The sequence below is a fragment of the Sphingomonas ginsenosidivorax genome (assembly GCF_007995065.1).
In the GTDB taxonomy this organism is placed as follows: domain Bacteria; phylum Pseudomonadota; class Alphaproteobacteria; order Sphingomonadales; family Sphingomonadaceae; genus Sphingomonas; species Sphingomonas ginsenosidivorax.
This window is the reverse complement of sequence record NZ_VOQR01000001.1, coordinates 2,429,320-2,447,774: the sequence shown is the minus strand read 5'-3', so window position 1 is coordinate 2,447,774 and position 18,455 is coordinate 2,429,320. Positions and strand designations below refer to the sequence as shown.

The following is an 18,455-nucleotide window of genomic DNA, read 5'->3' as shown; positions in this document are numbered from 1 at the left end:
TGCCTCCGCGATCGTCGCCTTCCAAGCATGAGTGTTGGAAGGAAGATCGTTTAAGAACGATTCCAAGACACTGTTAGCGGATATTTGTTGATCTGCCGTAAGATTGTGTGGTTCACCTTCCTGATCGTTGATACTTACATAGTTGCCATTCGCTATCCACACTTGGGCGGTTTCCAGATTGCGAAATCCTAGGTAACGGACAGCTACGGAATCTAGCTCAGTTCGTGTCCAGATAGCATTTTCCTCGAACATGTCAGAACCTTTCAAATTTCGCGCCCTCCGATGCGCCGATCCTCCGGAAATTACCGAACGTCCGCAAGTGGGCGTCAGCTGACGATCACAACTGATGGGCTTGAATCCGCAACTGGGCGATCCGCGAAGGTCGCGAAAGGTCACAAAAGTCACACTGAAAAGGGTGTTTTCGGTGCGGTGTGGCAGCGATGAGCAAGAGCCGCGTCGTTGAGAGCCACACCGTCCCATAGAGCGCGCGTGTAGGACAGCGGCGTTTGCAGACTGAGTATGCGTCTTCGCTATTGCGAATGACTTGCAAACTCCGCTAGAGCGATCCCGTGCTCGACAGTCCCCATTCAAAAGGCGCGCGCCTGCGATTCTATCGGCCGCGCGTTCGGCGTGTGGCGGTGGCGATGGCTGTGCGGATCGCGACCGCGTTGGTTGGCGGGTATGCGGCGGCGGCTGCGCTGGCGACGCTGGCGGCGCGGCTGTTGCCGATCGGTCGCGCCGAGGCGACGAGCTGGGCGATGATCCTGTCGTTTGCGGTTTATGGCAGTGTCGCGCTGTGGGCGCTGCACGAGCGGCGGTTGGCGCGTGTCATGCTGGTGGTATGGGGATCGGCGCTGGTCGCGGGCAGCCTTGCCTATTTGCTGGGCGTGCGGCCGTGAAGGTGACGCTGCGGCAGAGCATGGTATGGATCCATGGCTGGCTCGGTTTGCTCGCCGGATGGATCCTGTTCGCGATGTTCCTGACAGGCACCGCGAGCTATTTCCGGCCCGAGATCACGCAGTGGATGCAGCCCGAGTTCCGCAGCGTGCCGGTGAGCGCCGCGCGCGCCGCGCAGACCGCTACGGCCTATATGCAGAAGGTCGGCGCGGACGACGTGCAGTGGTTCGTCTATCTGCCCGATTCGCGGACGAGCGCGACGCGGATCTTCGAACAGCGCAATCCGGCATCGAAAGTGCCGCCGGTGGCATCGGAGATCGTGCTCGATCCCGCGACCGGAACGCCGTTGCACGCGCGGGAGACGCGCGGCGGCGAGCATTTCTATCGGTTCCATTTCCAGCTGCAGCTGCCCTATCCTTGGGGACGCTGGCTCGCCGGACTGTGCGCGATGTTCATGCTGGGCGCGATCGTATCGGGCGTGATCACGCACAAGCGGATCTTCGCGGACTTCTTCACGCTGCGCTGGAACAAGGGGCAGCGCAGCTGGCTCGATGCGCACAACGTGTCGGCGGTGCTGGCGCTGCCCTACCATGCGATGATCACCTATACCGGGCTTATCACGCTGGTAGCGATGTACATGCCGTGGCCGGTCGTCGCGAACTACGCCAAGCCGCTCGATTTCGGCGCGGTGGCGTTCGGTATCCCCGCCGACCGCGACGCGAGCGGCAGACCTGCGTCGCTGGTCGATATCGGTGCGCTGGTGGCGAATGCCGAAGTACGGTTCGGCGCGCCGGCGACGCGGATGGTGGTGCGCAACCCGAACGATTCGGCGGCGACGGTGACGGTCTATCGGCATCCCTCAGCCTCGCTCAACGCGCGCGGGCCGTCGGTGACCTATTCGGGAAGCACCGGGCGCCTGCTTGGGGCGTCGACGGGAAGCGGGCCTGCGCTCGCGACCGCGGGAGTGATGCTCGGGCTGCATGTCGCGCAGTTCGCGGGGACGGCGCTGCGCTGGACCTATTTCGCCCTGGGCCTGACCGGAGCGGCGATGGTGGGGACGGGGCTGCTGCTGTGGACCGTCAAGCGGCGCAAGCCCGGCGCGGTGCCGTTCTTCGGTCTGGCTCTCGTCGAGCGGCTGAACATCGCGGTGGTCGCGGGGCTGCCGACAGCGATGGCGGCGTATCTGCTGGCCAATCGCCTGATCCCGGTCGGGATCGAAGGGCGCGCGGACATGGAGGTCGCGGCGATGTTCTGGACCTGGGGCGCGCTGGCGGTGCTGCAGCTAGCACGGCCTGCCCGGCGCGCCTGGGTCGAGGGCTTTGCGATCGGTGCCGTCGCGTTCGTGGCCATCCCGGTGGCGAATGCGGTCACGACGGCGCGGGGGCTGCCAGGGTCGTTGTCGAACGGGGACACGCTGTTCGCGGCGTTCGACTTTGCGATGCTCGGGGCGGCGGCGGTGCTGGCGTTCGGCGCGGCGCGAGCGGGACGGAAGGTCGAGATGCCGGTCAGACGGCGGGTTCGGGAGATGGCGCATGGTTGAGATCGTCGCGACGAGCTTCGTCGCATGGCTGCTGTTCGCGGCGGCGTCATATAAATATCGCCGTGACCTCGGGATCGACTCGCCCGCCGCGATCGTCGGACTGCGGGCTGTCGCGGCGCTGTTGCTGACGCTGGCGCTGTTCCGGTGCGGGGCGCCGGTGACGGGCGAGCGCTGGGTGCGGTTCCTGGGGGGCAGCGCGCTGGCGGCGGTGATGCTGGTCATGCTGTTGTCGGTCGCACCGTTGCGAGCGCCGAGGCGCAACCCCAAATAGGTCGGGATCAGGAGAACCCCATGCCGACCTACCAGAAGACCGAAGAAGCCCTTGCCAAGCTGTCGCCCGAGGAATTCTATGTCACGCAGAACAGCGGGACCGAACGCCCCGGCACCGGCGCGCTGCTGAAGAACAAGGCGGCGGGCATTTATGTCGACATCGTGTCGGGCGAGCCGCTGTTCGCGTCGTCGGACAAGTATGAATCGGGCTGCGGCTGGCCGAGCTTCACCAAGCCGCTGGAGCCCGCGAACGTCGCCGAACTGCGCGATGCCAGCCTGGGAATGATGCGGACCGAGGTGCGCTCGACGCATGGCGACAGCCATCTGGGCCATGTGTTCGACGACGGCCCGCGCGATAGCGGCGGCCTGCGCTACTGCATCAACTCCGCCTCGCTGCGATTCGTCGCGCGCGAGGACATGGAGGCCAAGGGCTATGGCGACTATCTCGACCAGGTCGAAGACGTCGCCTGAGTGATCGGTGAACGAATCGAGGAGACCGGCACGCTGGTGCGGGACGGGGGTGCATTCGTGCTCAGGCGCGACCTGGGCGGGCGCTACTCGCTCGAACTGCAGCGCGTGCCGGTCGACCACGTCGAGAAGCGCGTGCGCGTCACTGGCGTGATCATCGGCGACGATCTGGTGAGCGTCGAAGGCGTTACCGCCGCCTGACGGCAATACAAGACAGTCAAACTGTCGATTTCTCGGGGTTTGCGGGTGTTCATCCGGGAACTCACGGTGTAGTCGCGCGTCGACAGGGCGAGTAGTTTCAAGGAATTCACGTGAACGACACCATCAATACCGTAGAACTCGCAGCCGAACTGACTGCCGCGTGGCTCGCCAATCCCAATACGCGTACCTCGGCCGATGACGTTCCTGCGTTCCTGCTGTCGATGCACGCCGCAGTGAGCAAGCTGTCCGCCGGTGGCGAAGGCGAAGTCGAGCAGGCGCCTGCTCAGACCTACGAACCTGCGGTTTCGGCGCGCAAGTCGCTGGCATCGCCCGACCACATCATTTCGATGCTGGACGGCAAGCCCTACAAGACGCTGCGTCGTCATCTGTCGACCAATGGCCTGACCCCGGAACAGTATCGCGAGCGCTTCAACCTGAAGGCGGACTATCCGATGGTCGCCGCGACCTATTCGGAAGCGCGCCGCGCCATGGCGAAGTCGATCGGTCTGGGCCGCAAGGCCGGCACCAAGGTCGAGAAGGCCGCCGAATCCGCGGTCAAGGGCGTGCGCAAGGGCGGCAAGGCCGCGCTCGACGCCGCCAAGCAGACTCTCGGCGGCGAAGGCTGATCCGCCACGGGGAGGGCTTCGGCCTTCCCCGGGTCCGGCGCGCTTGCCTCTAAAACGGGCTTGCGCTAAGGCCGACCCAATCGCGGGGCGGACGAGAGTTCGTACCCGCCATTTTCCATTGATCGGAGCTTTGTCAGACTATGCAGATTATCGTTCGCGACAACAACGTTGACCAGGCGTTGCGCGCGCTGAAGAAGAAGCTGCAGCGCGAGGGCGTCTATCGCGAAATGAAGCTGCGCCGGCATTACGAGAAGCCGTCGGAGAAGCGCGCACGCGAGCGTGCCGCAGCGGTTCGCCGCTCGCGCAAGCTCGACCGCAAGCGCGCCGAGCGCGACGGCGCACGGTAAGTAGCGGGCGGGCCCGAGGGCTCGCCTGAGCTTTTCGCCGGTGCGCCTATGCGCGCCGGCCGGATTGCCGCGGTTCGCGGCGCCACGATATCGAGGCCTTTCATGTCGACCGTGACCGCCGTTCCGTTGCTGCCCGTCAAGCGCAGCTACCTCGTCTATCTGTGGATCGGCATCGCGCTGCTGGTCGTGTCGGCGTTCGCGCTGGCGCGGCAGGGCGACGATCCGCTGGCGCGCAACGCGCGGGCGAAGGGCGTCGTGACGACCCCGTCGGGGCTGCAGTACAAGGTGCTCGAAAAGGGCACCGGGACTGCCAAGCCGACCGATACCGACGTCGCTCTGGTCGAGTATGAGGGCAAGCTGCTCAACGGCACGACCTTCGACAAGTCGCAGCAGCCGACGCCGATGCCGGTAGCCGGCGTCGTGCCGGGGTTCAGCGAAGCGCTGAAGCTGATGCCGAAGGGCTCCAAGTACCGCGTCTGGATCAAGCCGTCGCTCGGCTATGGCGACAAGGCGACGGGGCCGATCCCGGCGAACTCCGCGCTGATGTTCGACATCAAGCTGCTCGACTTCCTGCCGGAGAGCGTCGTTCGGCAGATGCAGGCGCAGCAGGCTGGTGGAATGCCGGGCAGCGCGATGCCGGGCGGGGCACCGGGTGCCGCGATGCCGGGCATGCCGCCGCAGGGCGCGCCGCGGTAAGGTTTTCCGTTATTGGTTAGAGATTAGGGGCGGGGACTTAGGTCTCCGCCCGTTTCTTTGTGCGCCCCGCGGGTCACCTCTCATTCCGTCACCCCAGCGTAGGCTGGGGTCTCGCGCGGCGGCGTGGCGCCCTTGCGTCGAAAGATCCCAGCCTTCGCTGGGATGACGGTTTGGGGGCTGGGATGACAGTCTGGGGAGGGATGACGGTTGGGGGGTGGGATGTGGTGTCCTCATCGTCATCCCGGGCTTGTCCCGGGATCCAGGGTTACGAACGTCAGCGCCTGTGACCCTGGATCTCGGGACAAGCCCGGGATGACGAAGGCGTTTAGAGCCCGAACCGCAGCGTCGCGCGGAAGTCGCGGCCCGCCAGCGGAGCGAAGTCTTTCAGGAAGCTCGCATGGCGGCGGGCGACGACGTCGAAGATGTTGTTCGCGCTGAGCAGGATGCTGGTCTTGCTGTCCTTGCCGAACGGGCTGAAGCCGATCGTCGCGTTGACCATCGTATAGGCGTTGGTCTTGGTCTCGAACGTCGTGATGCGGTTCTGGTCGAAGACATGCTCGACTTCCAGTCGCGCGTTGGCAGTGTCGCCCTGTGCCTCGAGACCGCCGAGGACGCGCATCGGCGGGATGCGCGGCACCGGGCCCTGGTCGACGATATTGGCACGGACATAGTCGCCGAGCGCGTCGGCGTTGATGACGTAGCTGCCGATCCGCGCGAGTCGGACCGAGGCGTTCGCCTCGAACCCGTAATAGCGCGCATCGGCCTGCTGGTACTGGAAGCAGGGCAGGTCGACGTCGCGACCCGACGGTGTGGCGGCGGCGACGCACACCGACGAGGCGACCTGGTTCTCCGAGATGTAGTTGGAGAACCAGTTGTAATAGGCCGACGCGTCGAAGCTGAAGCCGTCGCCATGCGCGTGCAGCGTGCCTTCCAGCCCCCAGCTCTTTTCGAGGCGGAAGTCGGGGTTGCCGAGTTCATAGGCCTGCGTGCCGGCATGCGCACCGTTGGCGAACAGTTCCTCGCCCGACGGCGCGCGTTCGGTGCGCGAGACGTTGATGCCGAGACGCACTCGGTCGGTCACGCCGTAGGAGCCGCCGATCGAGCCGGACACCGCGTCGAACTGGCGACCGCCGCGGAAGAAGCGGAGATCGTCGTCGGGGGTGCGCGACGCGACGTCGGTATGTTCGTAGCGCAGCCCGCCTTCGAGTCGCACCGGACCGCTGGCATATTGCTGCAGCGTGAAGACGCCGGTCTGGTTGGTCTCGTTCTTGGGCAGGAAGGCCTCGTCGCCGACGACGTTGAAGATGCGGTTGAAATACTGGACGCCCGACGCGCCCTGCCAGCCGCCGCGATTCGCCTGGACGAGTTCGAGGCGCCCTTCGAGACCCTTGTTGTAGAAGGCGGTGCCGACGGAGTTATCCTCTTCCAGCTCGAAGTGGCGATAGCTCGCTTGACCGGCGCGGAAGCGGATGCGGTCGAGGAAGCCGCCGCCGGTCTGCACTTCGCCGCGGACGTCGAAGCGGTTCTGGACGACGTCGAGGCGGGGCGCCTCCTGTTCCTGGCCGACCGCGGTCGCGTAGCGGACGGGGACTCCGTAGAGGCTGTCGTAGTGGCTGTACGACACGCCGAGATTGCCGGTGTCGGTGATGATCGCGGCGCCGACGCCCGCGGTCCAGGTCTCGCTGGCGGAGTTGGGCAACTTGTTGCGCAGGCCGGCATTGGCGGCGAAGTCGATCGGCTCGTCGGTGTCCTGCGGCAGGCCGACTTGGCTGAGCGCGGCGGCGCGTGCGGGGGCGGAGAGCAGATAGCCTTTGCCGGTGCGCAGGTCGTCGGACTTCAGATAGGAGCCGTCGGCGTGGAGGGCGAGATGCTCGCCGACCGCGATATCGCCCGCCATGCCGCCTGAGCGTTCGTTCGCGGCCGATCCGTAATTGGCGATGCCGTTGACGCGGTAGCCATTGGCAGGGACGGTGCGCGGGATGCGCGTGTCGATGACGTTGACGACGCCGCCGACCGCCGACGACCCGAACAGCAGCGCAGCCGGGCCTCGCAGCACCTCGATCCGCTCGGCGAGCAGCGGGTCGATGATCACCGCATGGTCGACGCTGGTGTTGGACACGTCGATCGAGCCGATGCCGTCGGTGAGCACGCGGATGCGGTCGCCCTGGAAGCCGCGCAGGATCGGGCGCGACGCGTTGGGGCCGAACGAGGTCGCCGACACGCCCGGCTGGCGCGCGAGCGTTTCGCCGATCGTCGGGCGCAGCTGGCGGGTCAGCTCGGCGCCGGTCAGGACCGAGGTGCCCTGCAGGACATCCGCTTCGCTGCGCGAGACTGGGGCGGTGACGATGATGTCGCGCTGTGCCGGCGCAGGAGTCGCACTCGGCGCAGGCGCGGTTTGGGCCAGCGCCGGGGTGGCGGCGAGAAGGGCAAGCATGCTGGCACCGGGAATTGTCTTCATACTGGAACTCCTGAACGTCGCGGCAACTGCTAGCGTTTAATGATGTAACGTATCAAGGGTCTTTGCTGCGGTGCGTCGGGTTTCCGGTTCGTGTTGCGATTGTGCACCGGCCGACGCAGTGGCAGGCGCGGGGGATGAGCATGACGGACATGGCGCGCGGGTTGATCGTGGCGGCCCCGCGATCGGGCAGCGGCAAGACGGTGGTGACGATCGGACTGCAGCGTGCGCTGTCGCGGCGCGGGCTTCGCATCGGGGGTGCCAAGACCGGGCCGGACTATATCGATCCGGCGTTCCATGCGGTGGCGACGGGACGGCCGTCGTGCAATCTCGACGGGTTCGCGATGACGCCGGCGATGATCGCCGCACTCGCCGCGGGGATCGCCGCGGAGGCAGACCTGATCGTCGCCGAGGGAGCGATGGGACTGTACGACGGGCTGGCGAGCGGAGCGGCGACCGGGGCGACGGCGGATATCGCGGCGATGCTGGGGTGGCCGGTGCTGCTGGTGCTCGATGCGTCGGGGGCGGCGCAGTCGCTGGCGGCGGTTGCGCACGGGCTGGCGAGCTTTCCGGGGGCGCCGCCGGTGATGGGGGCGATCGTCAACCGCTGTGCGAGCCCCCGGCACCGGCGGATGATCGAAGCGGGATTCGCGCGGACCTCGGTGCCGCTGCTGGGGTTCGTGCCGACCGACACGCGGCTGGAGATGCCGTCGCGGCACCTGGGGCTGGTGCAGGCGGGAGAGACGGCGGACCTGGACGCGCGGATCGAGGCGATGGCGGATTGCGTGGCGGCGCATGTCGATCTGGATGCGGTCGTGGCGGGGGCTGGGTCGTTGGCTGGACCCGACCAACGTTCGTCATCCCCGCGGAGGCGGGGATCCATAAACTCCAACGTTGCGCTGCCTGCCTTAAGGGTGGCCAGTCTGGATCCCCGCCTCCGCGGGGATGACGAGAGAGTGGATGGGGCGCCGCCCTTCCTCCGCCCGCCGGGCGAGCGGATCGCGATAGCGCGGGATGCGGCGTTTGCGTTTCTGTATCCGCATCTGCTCGACGGCTGGCGGCGGGCTGGGGCGGAGATGCTGTGGTTCTCGCCATTGGCAGACGAGGCACCGCCGGAAGACGCCGATGCATGCTGGCTGCCGGGCGGGTATCCCGAACTGCATGCCGGGCGGCTGGCGGGAAACGCGCGGTTCCTCGGCGGACTGCGGCGGTTCGCCCAGACGCGCCCGGTGCATGGCGAGTGCGGGGGCTATATGGTTTTAGGGCAGTCGCTGACAGATGCCGATGGCATACGCCACGCGATGGCGGAGCTGTTGCCGGTCGAGACGAGTTTCACGCAGCGCAAGCTCAACCTCGGCTATCGCCATGTGACGTGGCGCGAGGCAACGTCCTTTGCCGAAGCCGGTCAGACGCATCGCGGGCACGAATTCCACTATGCGACCGTCACCGGGGGTGCGCCGGGGAACCTCGCCGAGATGGCGGATGGCGAGGGCAATCCCTTGCCGCCGGCGGGCCACCGCGCCGGCCACGTCAGCGGATCCTTCTTCCACCTGATCGCCTGATTGACGCGGATCGGGGGCGGCCCTAGCACGCGGGGGCGTAAGGTTCCCCGGCGACGGGGATGAAAAGGGAACGGGAAAACCCCGGCTGCCCCTGCAACTGTAAGCGGCGAGTCGCCGTGCCACATGCCATTGGGACTTTCGGGTCCTGAGAAGGCGGTACGAATCGACACTGACCCGCTAGCCAGGAGACCTGCCTGACGCGGTCGTCTTTCGTCCGGCCAGGGTGCGCCGAACGGACGGGGAAAACCCGCGTGACGACATCGCCGACCTGCGCTTCGCAGGAGGAGGTGTTGTGCTTCCTCCTTCGTGGCTCGGGTCCCGAAGTCATGAAGGGGTACCCGTGAAGACATTTATACTCGCCAGCCTGTTCCTATCCACCTCCGCGTTCGCGCAAGAGGCGCCGAAGCCCGACGCTGCCGCCGACAGCGGCGCCGACGCGATCGTCGTGACCGCAACGCGCGCGCCGACCAGTATCGACCGTGTTGCCGCATCGGTGACGGTGCTCGACAAGGCTGCGATCGACCGCAACCAGGATCTGACCGTCGCCGACCTGCTGTTGCGCACCCCGGGCGTCAGCCTGTCGCGCAACGGCGGCTACGGCACCAACACGAGCCTGCGGATCCGCGGCGCGGAGACCGACCAGACCGTGGTGGTGATCGACGGCGTGAAGCTCAACGACCCGTCGTCGGCGGGTGGTGGCTACAACTTCGCCAACCTGCTGGTCGGCGATGCTAGCCGGATCGAGGTGCTGCGCGGGCCCCAGTCGATCCTGTGGGGCAGCCAGGCGATCGGCGGCGTCGTCAACATCGTCACGCCGCTGCCGACGCGCGACCTGGAGGGCAGTTTCGATGTCGAATCGGGGTCGCGGCAGACGGTCAGCGCGCGTGCCGGGATCGGCGGGCGGACCGGGCCGCTGGCGTGGCGGATCGGCGGGCAGAGCTTCACGACCGACGGCATCTCGGTGATCGCGCCGGCGTTCGGCGGACGCGAGAAGGACGGCTATACCAACCGCAGCGTGACGGGGCGCGCGGTGCTCGACATCGCGCAGGGCATCAGCGCCGATGTCCGCGGCTATTATTCGAGCGGGCGCGCCGATCTCGATTCGACCATCGCGGACACCGCCGACTACACGCTCAACCGCGAGTTCGTCGGCTATGCGGGATTGAACATCGACCTGTTCGACGCACGACTGCGCAACCGCGTCGCCTATGGCTATACCGACACCGACCGCGACAATTACGGGCCGGCGCGCGCACGGCAGAAGTCGTTCGACGCCGCGGGGCGCAACCAGCGGCTCGAATATCAGGGCAGTTTCGCGATCGCCAGGGGCTGGGACGCGACGTTCGGGGTCGAGAACGAGCGGTCGCGCTTCCGCAGCGTGTCGCCGTCCGCCTCGCTCGCGGTGCCGATCCCGGCGCCGGCGCGGGGGAAGGCCGAGATCACCGGCGTCTACGGGCAGGTGAGCGGCGAGATCGTCCAGGGGCTGACGCTGACCGGTGGCGTCCGCAACGACGATCACAGCCGCTACGGGTCGAAGACGCTGGTCTCCGGCGGTGGCGTCTGGGTGCTGCCGACCGGCACCGTGCTGCGCGGCAACTACAGCGAGGGGTTCAAGGCGCCGACCCTGTACCAGCTCTATTCCGAATATGGGAACCAGGCGCTGGCGCCCGAACAGGCGCATGGCTGGGAAGCGGGCGCCGAGCAGCGGTTCCTGGGCGGCAAGGTCGCGCTGGGCGGGACATATTTCGAGCGACGCACGACCGATCAGATCATCTTTTCGAGCTGCCCGGCGCGGCCGACGGTGGCGGCGAACCCGCTCTGTTTCCAGCCGGGGACAACGACGGCACGCTCGGGTTTCTACCAGAATATCGCGCGCGCGTTCGCACGCGGGATCGAAGCAGTCGGTCGCGCGGAGATCGGGCGGGTGAGCCTCGAGTCCAACTATAGCTGGACGGTGTCGGAGGATCGCTCGACGGGCGCGACCTTCGGCAACTGGCTGCCGCGCAGGCCTCGGCATGCGGCCAATGCGTCGGCGACCTATACGCTGCCGGGCGGGGCATCGCTGGGCGCGGCGGTGCGCTGGTCGGGGATGACGTACGACAATGCGGCGAACACGACGCGGCTCGACGACTATACGCTGGTCGACCTTCGCGCCGAGCTGCCGCTGTCGCCCGAGGTCCGGCTGTTCGCGCGGACCGAGAACCTCTTCGACGAGCATTACCAGACCGCGTACCGCTACGGCACGCTGGGCCGCAGTATCTATGCCGGCCTGCGGGGGCGGTTCTGATGGGGGGCAGCATGACACGCGCAACAACCAGCTGGATCCTGTTGCTGACGATCGCGAGCACCGCGACGACGTTGGTGTTCGCATGTGCGACGCCGTTCCCCGCGCTTGCGGCGCTGGCAGCGGTGCATATGCGGCGCAGCGACGGCGTGCTGCTGATGATCGCGGCGTGGGTCGCGAGCCAGGCGGTCGGGTTCTGCGTGCTCGGCTATCCGATGGATGCGTCGACGTTCGCGTGGGGGGCGTCGATCGGGGTTGCCGCAATCGCCGGCGTGATCGCGGCAAGCGCGGCCGCCACGGGGAGTCCGGCGGTGCGGCTCGTCCTCGCCTATGTCGCGGCGTTCGTGGCGTTCAAGCTGGCGATCTTGCTCGCGTCGCTCGCGCTCGGCGGGGTCGGCACCGCATTGTCGGTCGAGATCATGACGCGGCAGTTCGTGCGCAACGGGGCGATCCTGATCGGGTTACTGGCGCTGTATCACGTCCTGACCGCGGTCGGCGTGCCCGCGCCGCGACGGCGGGTGTTCGCATGACGCTGCTCCCGGTCACCGATGGCCCGGCGGTCGTCGCATGCAACACGTGCCGCTTCTCCGCCGAGGCGCGCGACGATGCGCAGGGCGTGCGCGGCGGGGCGCGGATGGTCGAGGCGTTGCGTGCGGTGCAGGCGAGCGACGATGCCTATGCCCGCGTCGCGGTGCAGGAGATGCCGTGCCTGTTCGCGTGCCAGGACTTCTGCACCGTGCACCTGCGCGGTGCGGGCAAGGTCGGCTATGTCCTCGGCCGGTTCTCGCCGGGCGAGGACGCCGCGCGCGCGATCCTGGAGTATGCGCGGCTCTATGCGGAGAGCGAGATGGGGCAGGTGCCGTTCAAGCAATGGCCGGCGGGGGTGAAGGGGCATTTCATCACCCGCACGCCACCGCAGGGCTTCGTCGTCGAATGACGATCTTCGCGACGGTGGCGGCGTTCGAGACCGCGCTGGCCAGCCTGCCGAGTGCGGACGCGCATGCGAGGGCCGCAGCGGTCGCGCGACAGAACCAGCTGACCAAGCCGCAGGGATCGCTGGGTCGGCTGGAGGAGATCGCGGGGTTCCTCGCCGGGTGGCAGGGGCGCGCGGTGCCGCGGGTCGACCGGGCGCGCGCGGCGGTGTTCGCTGGCAATCACGGCGTCGTCGCGCGCGGCGTCAGCGCGTTCCCGGCATCGGTGACCGCGCAGATGGTGGGCAATTTCGAGGCGGGCGGCGCGGCGATCAACGCGGTGGCGCGGGCGGCGGGGCTCGAGCTCGTCGTTATTCCGATCGATCTGGACCGCGCGACTGCGGACTTCACCGAAGGGCCGGCGATGTCGGAGGCGGACTGCCTTGCGGCGTTAAAGGCGGGGGCGGCGGTGGTCGATTCCGGGCTCGACCTGCTCGTGCTCGGCGAAATGGGGATCGGTAATTCGACCGCTGCGGCGGCGCTGTGCGCGCGCAGTTTCGGGGGCGACGGGCGCGACTGGGTCGGGCGCGGGACGGGGGTCGACGATGACGGGTTGATGCGGAAAGTGGCGGCGGTTGATGCGGCACTGGCGACGCATGACGGGGCACCGGTGACGGCGTTCGAGACGCTGCGGCGCGTCGGCGGGCGCGAGATCGTGGCGATCGCGGGGGCGGTGCTGGCGGCGCGGATGGCGGGCGTGGTGGTGGTGCTCGACGGGTTCATCTGCTGTTCGGCGGTCGCGCCGCTGGCGGCTTCGGCGCCCGATATCGTCGCGCATTGCATCGCCGGGCATCGGTCGGTCGAGCCGGGGCATAAGCGGCTGCTCGATCGGATCGCGCTGGAGCCGCTGCTGGCGCTCGACATGCGGCTCGGCGAGGGGAGCGGCGCGGCGCTGGCGGTCGGCGTGATCCGCGCGGCGGTCGCGGTGCATGCCGAGATGGCGACCTTTGCCGAAGCCGGGGTGTCGGCGGCGTGAGCGATCCGGTCGCGCTGTATCTGATGCGGCACGGCGCGCCGGTGCTGACCGGGCGGCTGCTCGGGCGGACCGACAGCCCGGCGACCGAAGCGGGCATTGCGGCGTGCGTGGCGCAGGCCGAAGGGCTGGAGGTGTCGGCGGTGGTGTCGTCGGATCTGGTGCGCGCGTCGGCCTGTGCGGCGGCGTTAGGCGGGGCAGCGACGATCGATCCGCGGTGGCGTGAGCTCGATTTCGGCGAGTGGGACGGGCTCGCGGCGGCGGAAATTGATGCCGCGCCGCTCGGGCGGTTCTGGGACGATCCCGATGCGAACCCGCCGCCCGGGGGCGAACGCTGGTCTTCGCTGACCGCGCGGGTGGCGGCGGCGGTGGCGGCGGTGACGGTGCCGACGCTGGTCGTCACGCATGGCGGTGCGATGCGCGCGGCGCTGGCGGGGCTGTGCGGGTTTGGGCAGCGGGAATTATGGGCGTTCGACCTGCCCTATGCATCGGTTCTGGCGCTGAAGGTCTGGCCGGGCCCGACGCCGACCGCGCAGATTGCGGGACTGTGGTGAAGCGGCTGGTCGTCGCGTTCGGGTTCCTGACCCGGTTGCCGATCCCGCGCGTTGCCGCCGACATGACAGACTTCGCGGCGGCGATCCGGTGGTATCCGATGGTCGGGCTGACGATCGGGGGACTTGTCGCGCTCGCGGGTTGGGCGGGGACGCTGGCCGATCCCTGGGTCGGGGCGCTGGCGGCGCTGGCCGCCTGGGTGGCGGTGACGGGGGCGTTGCATCTCGACGGATTGTCCGACCTCGCCGATGGCTGCGGCGCGGCGCATGGCGACCGGACCCGGTTGCTGGCGGTGATGGCGGATCCGCATGTCGGGAGCTTCGGGGTCGTCGCGATCGTGGTGCAGCTGCTGGCAAAACTGGTGCTGTTGCACGGCGTGGCGAATTGGTGGCCGGTGATCCTGGTGCCATTCGCAGCCCGGATCGGGCCGCTGGTCTGGGCGCGGTGGGTGCCGCCGCTGCGCGAGGGGCTAGGGTCTGCGGTGGCGGGCGCGGTTCGCCTGCGCGACGTTGTCGGTTGGGCGCTGGTGCTGGCAGTCGCCGCCGCGGTCGTTCCGCCGCTGGCCGTCGCGCTGGTGCTGGTCGCCGGATGGTGGTGGTGGTTAAAGGCGCGGATCGGCGGGGTGTCGGGGGACTGCCACGGCGCGGGGATCGAACTCGTCGAGACCGGGTTGCTGCTCGCGCTAGTCGTCGGCGGTTTCTGACAGCGCGAGCAGCGCGTCGATGTCGACATGGCGTTCGAGCGTCTCTGCGATCGCGTCGAGCGCGGCGTCGATCGAGGCGCGGTGGTCGGGGCCTGTGCCCGCTACGCCGATCCGGGCGAGCCAGGCGCGGCGCTGGCCGGCGTCGGCGAGCAGGCCGTGGACGTAGCTCCCGGCAATCAGCCCGTCGGCACTCGTCGCGCCATCTTCGCGGCCGTCGTCGAAGCGGCCGACCGGGCGCGTCGTGGCGAGGCCGGTGGTCCGGCCCATGTGCATCTCGTAGCCGTCGAACCGCGCGCCGAGCGCGGTACCGGTGACGTGGACGAGCGCCTTGTCCGCGGTCAGGACGGTATCGACGTCGAGCAAGCCGAGGCCATCGATCGTGCCGGCGGGTCCTTCGATGCCTTCCGGGTCCGCGATGGTGCGGCCGAGCATCTGATAGCCGCCGCACAGGCCGAGCACCGGGCGTCCGCGGCGGTGGTGCGCGTGGATATCGATGTCCCAGCCTTGCGCGCGGAGGAAGGCCATGTCGGGAATCGTCGCCTTCGAGCCGGCGAGGATGATCAGCGCGGCGTCGGGGATCGGGGTGCCGGGGGGGACCATGACGAGGTCGATACCGGGTTCGAGCTTCAGCGGATCGAGATCGTCGAAATTGGAGATGCGCGGGGTGATCGGGCAGGCGATCGTCACGCGGCCCTCGGTCGCGGCGGCGCGGCGTTCGAGGATCACCGCATCCTCGCTCGGCAGTCGCGCGGCGTCGGCGAGCCAGGGGACGACGCCGTAGCCGCGCCAGCCCGAGCGGTCCTCGATCGCGCGATAGCCGTCGTCGAACAGCGCGGGGTCGCCGCGGAACTTGTTGACGAGGAAGCCGTGGATCATCGCGGCGTCGGCGGGGTCGATCACCGCGCGCGTGCCGACCAGCGAGGCGATCACGCCGCCGCGGTCGATGTCGCCGACCAGGATGACGGGGACGCCGGCGGCGCGCGCGAAGCCCATGTTGGCGATGTCGCCCTGGCGCAGGTTGATCTCGGCGGGGCTGCCGGCGCCTTCGACGACGACGATGTCGGATTCGGCGCGCAGCCGACGATAGCTGGCGAGGATGTCGACCAGCAGCCCTTCGCGGCCTTCGCGCCAGCGTGACGACGGCAGGATGCCGCGGACCTGTCCGCGCACGATCAGTTGCGAGCTGCGGTCGCCCTGTGGCTTCAGGAGGACGGGGTTCATGTCGACGCTGGGCTCGACGCGCGCGGCGAAGGCCTGCGTCGCCTGCGCGCGGCCGATCTCGCCGCCATCGGCGGTGACGGCGGCGTTGTTCGACATGTTCTGCGACTTGAAGGGCCGAACGCGCAGGCCGCGATTGGCGAAGACTCGGCAGAGCCCGGCGACCAGCACCGACTTGCCGACGTCCGAGCCGGTGCCCTGCAACATCACAGCACCCATGCGATTCCTCCGGCGATGATCCACAGGATCAGGCAGGCCCTGCGAAACACCGCGAGCGCGCGCATCACGTCATGGCCGTTGGCGCCGGCGCGGCCGTCGCCCAGCCACGGCTTTATGTGCGCCATGCCGTCATAGGCGATAGGGCCGGCGAGCTTCAGATCGAGCGCGCCGGCCATCGCGGCTTCGGTCCAGCCGGCGTTTGGCGAGGCGTGTTTCCGGGCGTCGCGCCACATGATGCGGAAGCCGCCGGCGCCGGCGAGGCAGACGATCGCGCCGGCGAGGCGGGCGGGGATCCAGTTGGCGACGTCGTCGGTGCGCGCGGACGCCCAGCCGAACGCGCGCCAGCGTGGCTCTCGGTGGCCGATCAGGCTGTCGGCGGTGTTGATCGCCTTGTACGCCCAGAGACCGGGGAGGCCGAGGACGAGCAGCCAGAACAGGGGCGCGGCAATGCCGTCGCAGAAGCTCTCGGCGAGGCTTTCGATCCCGGCGCGGGCGATGCCGGCTTCGTTGAGCGTGGCGGTGTCGCGGCCGACGATCATGCCGACCGCGCGGCGCGCGCCGGCGATGTCGCCGACGAGCAGCGCGTCTGCGACGGGGCGGACATGCGCGTCGAGGCTGCGCTGCGCGAGGCCGGGGGCGGCGAGGATGCCGATGCCGATCCAGGCCCAGGACCCGAGCCAGGTGGCCAGAGCGGCTTGGGCTAGCCAGGCGATGCCGAAGGCGAAGCCGGCGACGGTCAGCAGCGTCAGCGTGCCGAGGATGCGGCGGCGGACGTCGGACCCGCTATTGCCACGCTCGCACCAGCCGATGATCCGCGCAAAGGCGCCGACGGGATGGCCGATGCGCGCGTAGAGTTTGGGCGGCCAGCCGATCGTCGCGTCGATCGCGAGCGCGAGCAGCGCGACGGGGTCAGCCATGACGCAGCGCCTCGGCCAGGCGTGTCCAGGCGGGCTCGTCACCGGGGAGACCGATGCGGAGCCAGCGCGGATCATGGTCGAACGGCCGCGTCAGGATGCCCGCGGCGGCGAGGCGGTCGAACAGCGCGGGCGCTGTGTCGTGATCGACGAGGCGGAACAGCGGGCAATCGCCTTGGGGGGCGAGGCCGTTGGTGCGGAGCAGCGCGTCGAGCCGGTTCGCCGATGCCGCGAGAGTCCTGCGCGTCGCGGCGATCCAGTCCGTGTCGCCGTACGCGGCCGTCCCGATCGCGATCGCGGCGGCCGAGACGGGCCAGCTGCCTAGCCGGTCGCGAACCCGCGCGACCATCGCGTCGGGGCCGCAGACGAACCCGAGCCGGAGCCCAGCGAGGCCGAAGAACTTGCCGAAGGAGCGGAAGGCCAGCACGCGGTCGTCCTCGCGCAGATGTGGCAGGACCGAGATCGCCGGGTCGATATCGGCGAAGGCTTCGTCGACGATCAGCCAGCCGTCGCGCCGGTCGCGGGCGATCGCGAGCAGTTGGTCGGGCGGCAGGATTCGCCCATCGGGGTTGTTCGGGTTGGCGATCAGCAGCGTGCCGGCGGTGCCGATGGCCTCGACCGCGATCGGCTGGCTGTCTGGGAGTGCGGCGGCGTGCGTCGAATAGGTCGGCACGACGTGGTGCGCCGGCTGGGGGAGGCCGAGGTCGCGGAGCAGGCGGAGGCCGATCTCGGTGCCCGGCAGCGCCGCGACCGCGCCGTGCGACATCCCGAACGCGGTGCGTGCGGCGGCCTCCAGTGCGGCGAGTGCGGTGACGGCGGGCAGGGGGCTCCAGTCGATCGCGACGCCGCTCGCGTCCCAGCCGTTCGGATTGATCCCGGTCGACAGATCGATCCAGGGCTGCGGCGCGTGCCGGTAGGACGCCGCGGCCAGGTCGATCCGCCCGCCATGGGTGGTCAGCATCCGGGGGACCTCGACTTGTCGATCATTCGCCGCCATCGCCAATCGACGGCGGCGGGACAAGGGTAAAGACACAATGGACGAGGTCGGTTCTCGCACCTGGCTGGTGCTGGGCGGCGCGCGATCGGGGAAGAGCCGGCATGCGCAGCGGCTTGCCGAGGCCTTCGTAGGCATGCACGTCTTCATCGCGACCGCGCAGGCGTTCGATGGCGAGATGCGCGACCGGATCGCGCGGCACCGGGACGACCGCGATTCGCGCTGGCAGACGGTCGAGGCGCCGCTGGCGCTCGCGGAGGCGATCCGGACGGCGGATGGTGCGGACCGGGTGATGCTGGTCGACTGCCTGACCTTGTGGGTGTCGAACCTGCTGCTCGGCGATCACGACATCGACGCGGCGACCGATGCGCTGGTGGCGGCGATCGACGCGGCGTCCGCGCGGATCGTCTTCGTGTCGAATGAGGTCGGCTACGGGATCGTCCCCGACAATGCACTGGCGCGGCGGTTTCGCGATGTCGCGGGGATCCTTAACCAGCGAGTGGCGGCGGTCGTCGACCGGGTCGACCTGGTCGCGGCCGGGTTGCCGCTGAGGTTGAAGTGAGCG

The 18,455-nt window shown here is 68.8% G+C and carries 20 protein-coding genes and 1 riboswitch; of the genes, 16 read left to right on the top strand and 4 right to left on the bottom strand.

Going from position 1 to position 18,455, the window contains the following annotated elements; genetic code table 11:
* The first annotated feature begins 644 nt into the window (after positions 1 to 644).
* From FSB78_RS10960 to FSB78_RS10925, 8 genes are all read left to right on the top strand, one after another.
* Positions 645 to 899, top strand: a complete 255-nt coding sequence (locus FSB78_RS10960) for an iron transporter (RefSeq protein WP_147082647.1) — start codon at positions 645 to 647, stop codon at positions 897 to 899.
* The gene (locus FSB78_RS10955) at positions 896 to 2,437 is read left to right on the top strand and encodes a PepSY-associated TM helix domain-containing protein (RefSeq protein WP_158638006.1); all 1,542 of its coding nucleotides are present in this window, start codon (positions 896 to 898) and stop codon (positions 2,435 to 2,437) included. Before FSB78_RS10960 ends, FSB78_RS10955 begins: the two co-directional genes overlap by 4 nt.
* Positions 2,430 to 2,708, top strand: a complete 279-nt coding sequence (locus tag FSB78_RS10950) for a hypothetical protein (protein ID WP_147082643.1) — start codon at positions 2,430 to 2,432, stop codon at positions 2,706 to 2,708. The genes FSB78_RS10955 and FSB78_RS10950 overlap by 8 nt, the downstream gene beginning before the upstream one ends.
* A 20-nt stretch (positions 2,709 to 2,728) precedes the next feature.
* Entirely contained in the window at positions 2,729 to 3,178 is a 450-nt protein-coding gene (msrB, locus tag FSB78_RS10945; protein ID WP_147082641.1) for a peptide-methionine (R)-S-oxide reductase MsrB, read from the top strand.
* On the top strand, positions 3,179 to 3,376 hold the full coding sequence (locus FSB78_RS10940) for a DUF5818 domain-containing protein (protein WP_147082639.1): 198 nt from the start codon (positions 3,179 to 3,181) through the stop codon (positions 3,374 to 3,376). It abuts the gene before it with no gap.
* A gap of 110 nt (positions 3,377 to 3,486) precedes the next feature.
* Entirely contained in the window at positions 3,487 to 4,002 is a 516-nt protein-coding gene (locus FSB78_RS10935; protein WP_242008202.1) for a Ros/MucR family transcriptional regulator, read from the top strand.
* 140 nt (positions 4,003 to 4,142) lie between these two features.
* Positions 4,143 to 4,349 carry a 30S ribosomal protein S21 gene (gene rpsU / locus FSB78_RS10930; protein WP_147082635.1) on the top strand — a complete coding sequence of 69 codons (207 nt, stop codon included), beginning with the start codon at positions 4,143 to 4,145 and terminating at the stop codon, positions 4,347 to 4,349.
* A 102-nt stretch (positions 4,350 to 4,451) separates the two neighbouring features.
* On the top strand, positions 4,452 to 5,045 hold the full coding sequence (locus FSB78_RS10925; protein WP_147082633.1) for an FKBP-type peptidyl-prolyl cis-trans isomerase: 594 nt from the start codon (positions 4,452 to 4,454) through the stop codon (positions 5,043 to 5,045).
* A gap of 325 nt (positions 5,046 to 5,370) precedes the next feature.
* Here the strand turns inward: FSB78_RS10925 and FSB78_RS10920 are convergent, their stop codons facing one another.
* Positions 5,371 to 7,503, bottom strand: a complete 2,133-nt coding sequence (locus FSB78_RS10920; protein WP_147082631.1) for a TonB-dependent receptor — start codon at positions 7,501 to 7,503, stop codon at positions 5,371 to 5,373.
* Positions 7,504 to 7,637: 134 nt separating this feature from the next.
* Here FSB78_RS10920 and FSB78_RS10915 point away from each other — a divergent pair, with 134 nt between their 5' ends.
* The 7 genes from FSB78_RS10915 to cobS all read left to right on the top strand — a co-directional run bounded on the left by FSB78_RS10915 (position 7,638) and on the right by cobS (position 14,545).
* The gene (locus tag FSB78_RS10915; RefSeq protein WP_242008201.1) at positions 7,638 to 9,062 is read left to right on the top strand and encodes a cobyrinic acid a,c-diamide synthase CobB; all 1,425 of its coding nucleotides are present in this window, start codon (positions 7,638 to 7,640) and stop codon (positions 9,060 to 9,062) included.
* A gap of 23 nt (positions 9,063 to 9,085) precedes the next feature.
* Positions 9,086 to 9,274, top strand: a riboswitch (cobalamin riboswitch).
* Between the two features lie 128 nt (positions 9,275 to 9,402).
* Positions 9,403 to 11,349: a TonB-dependent receptor plug domain-containing protein gene (locus FSB78_RS10910; protein ID WP_147082628.1), complete on the top strand. Its 1,947-nt coding sequence runs from the start codon at positions 9,403 to 9,405 to the stop codon at positions 11,347 to 11,349.
* 11 nt (positions 11,350 to 11,360) lie between these two features.
* Positions 11,361 to 11,876, top strand: a complete 516-nt coding sequence (locus FSB78_RS10905) for a hypothetical protein (RefSeq protein WP_147082627.1) — start codon at positions 11,361 to 11,363, stop codon at positions 11,874 to 11,876.
* On the top strand, positions 11,873 to 12,283 hold the full coding sequence (locus FSB78_RS10900) for a DUF1636 domain-containing protein (protein ID WP_147082625.1): 411 nt from the start codon (positions 11,873 to 11,875) through the stop codon (positions 12,281 to 12,283). Before FSB78_RS10905 ends, FSB78_RS10900 begins: the two co-directional genes overlap by 4 nt.
* The gene (gene cobT, locus FSB78_RS10895) at positions 12,280 to 13,293 is read left to right on the top strand and encodes a nicotinate-nucleotide--dimethylbenzimidazole phosphoribosyltransferase (protein WP_147082623.1); all 1,014 of its coding nucleotides are present in this window, start codon (positions 12,280 to 12,282) and stop codon (positions 13,291 to 13,293) included. Before FSB78_RS10900 ends, cobT begins: the two co-directional genes overlap by 4 nt.
* 23 nt (positions 13,294 to 13,316) lie before the next feature.
* Entirely contained in the window at positions 13,317 to 13,844 is a 528-nt protein-coding gene (locus FSB78_RS10890) for a histidine phosphatase family protein (RefSeq protein WP_147084148.1), read from the top strand.
* A complete protein-coding gene (cobS, locus tag FSB78_RS10885) occupies positions 13,841 to 14,545 on the top strand; it encodes an adenosylcobinamide-GDP ribazoletransferase (RefSeq protein ID WP_147082621.1) in 705 nt (234 codons plus the stop codon). The genes FSB78_RS10890 and cobS overlap by 4 nt, the downstream gene beginning before the upstream one ends.
* Here cobS and FSB78_RS10880 read toward each other — a convergent pair.
* The 3 genes from FSB78_RS10880 to FSB78_RS10870 are packed head-to-tail and all read right to left on the bottom strand — an operon-like array spanning position 14,525 to position 17,857.
* Positions 14,525 to 15,982: a cobyric acid synthase gene (locus FSB78_RS10880; protein ID WP_147082619.1), complete on the bottom strand. Its 1,458-nt coding sequence runs from the start codon at positions 15,980 to 15,982 to the stop codon at positions 14,525 to 14,527. The genes cobS and FSB78_RS10880 overlap by 21 nt on opposite strands.
* A complete protein-coding gene (gene cbiB, locus FSB78_RS10875; RefSeq protein WP_147082617.1) occupies positions 15,970 to 16,899 on the bottom strand; it encodes an adenosylcobinamide-phosphate synthase CbiB in 930 nt (309 codons plus the stop codon). Before cbiB ends, FSB78_RS10880 begins: the two co-directional genes overlap by 13 nt.
* Positions 16,892 to 17,857: an aminotransferase class I/II-fold pyridoxal phosphate-dependent enzyme gene (locus FSB78_RS10870; protein WP_147082615.1), complete on the bottom strand. Its 966-nt coding sequence runs from the start codon at positions 17,855 to 17,857 to the stop codon at positions 16,892 to 16,894. The genes cbiB and FSB78_RS10870 overlap by 8 nt, the downstream gene beginning before the upstream one ends.
* 73 nt (positions 17,858 to 17,930) lie before the next feature.
* On the opposite strand from FSB78_RS10870, the gene cobU reads away from it, so the two are divergent.
* Positions 17,931 to 18,452 (top strand): bifunctional adenosylcobinamide kinase/adenosylcobinamide-phosphate guanylyltransferase, encoded by a 522-nt coding sequence (gene cobU, locus FSB78_RS10865; RefSeq protein ID WP_147082613.1) that lies wholly within the window; start codon positions 17,931 to 17,933, stop codon positions 18,450 to 18,452.
* Positions 18,453 to 18,455: the final 3 nt, after the last annotated feature.

Coding starts and splice junctions, on each gene's coding strand:
- cobT (WP_147082623.1), top strand. CDS start 12,280: ATGACGATCTTCGCGACGGTGGCGGCGTTCGAGACCGCGCTGGCCAGC.
- FSB78_RS10950 (WP_147082643.1), top strand. CDS start 2,430: ATGGTTGAGATCGTCGCGACGAGCTTCGTCGCATGGCTGCTGTTCGCG.
- FSB78_RS10915 (WP_242008201.1), top strand. CDS start 7,638: ATGAGCATGACGGACATGGCGCGCGGGTTGATCGTGGCGGCCCCGCGA.
- cobU (WP_147082613.1), top strand. CDS start 17,931: ATGGACGAGGTCGGTTCTCGCACCTGGCTGGTGCTGGGCGGCGCGCGA.
- FSB78_RS10905 (WP_147082627.1), top strand. CDS start 11,361: ATGACACGCGCAACAACCAGCTGGATCCTGTTGCTGACGATCGCGAGC.
- FSB78_RS10890 (WP_147084148.1), top strand. CDS start 13,317: ATGCGGCACGGCGCGCCGGTGCTGACCGGGCGGCTGCTCGGGCGGACC.
- FSB78_RS10900 (WP_147082625.1), top strand. CDS start 11,873: ATGACGCTGCTCCCGGTCACCGATGGCCCGGCGGTCGTCGCATGCAAC.
- rpsU (WP_147082635.1), top strand. CDS start 4,143: ATGCAGATTATCGTTCGCGACAACAACGTTGACCAGGCGTTGCGCGCG.
- FSB78_RS10925 (WP_147082633.1), top strand. CDS start 4,452: ATGTCGACCGTGACCGCCGTTCCGTTGCTGCCCGTCAAGCGCAGCTAC.
- cbiB (WP_147082617.1), bottom strand. CDS start 16,899: ATGGCTGACCCCGTCGCGCTGCTCGCGCTCGCGATCGACGCGACGATC.
- FSB78_RS10870 (WP_147082615.1), bottom strand. CDS start 17,857: ATGCTGACCACCCATGGCGGGCGGATCGACCTGGCCGCGGCGTCCTAC.
- FSB78_RS10960 (WP_147082647.1), top strand. CDS start 645: ATGGCTGTGCGGATCGCGACCGCGTTGGTTGGCGGGTATGCGGCGGCG.
- FSB78_RS10920 (WP_147082631.1), bottom strand. CDS start 7,503: ATGAAGACAATTCCCGGTGCCAGCATGCTTGCCCTTCTCGCCGCCACC.
- FSB78_RS10880 (WP_147082619.1), bottom strand. CDS start 15,982: ATGGGTGCTGTGATGTTGCAGGGCACCGGCTCGGACGTCGGCAAGTCG.
- msrB (WP_147082641.1), top strand. CDS start 2,729: ATGCCGACCTACCAGAAGACCGAAGAAGCCCTTGCCAAGCTGTCGCCC.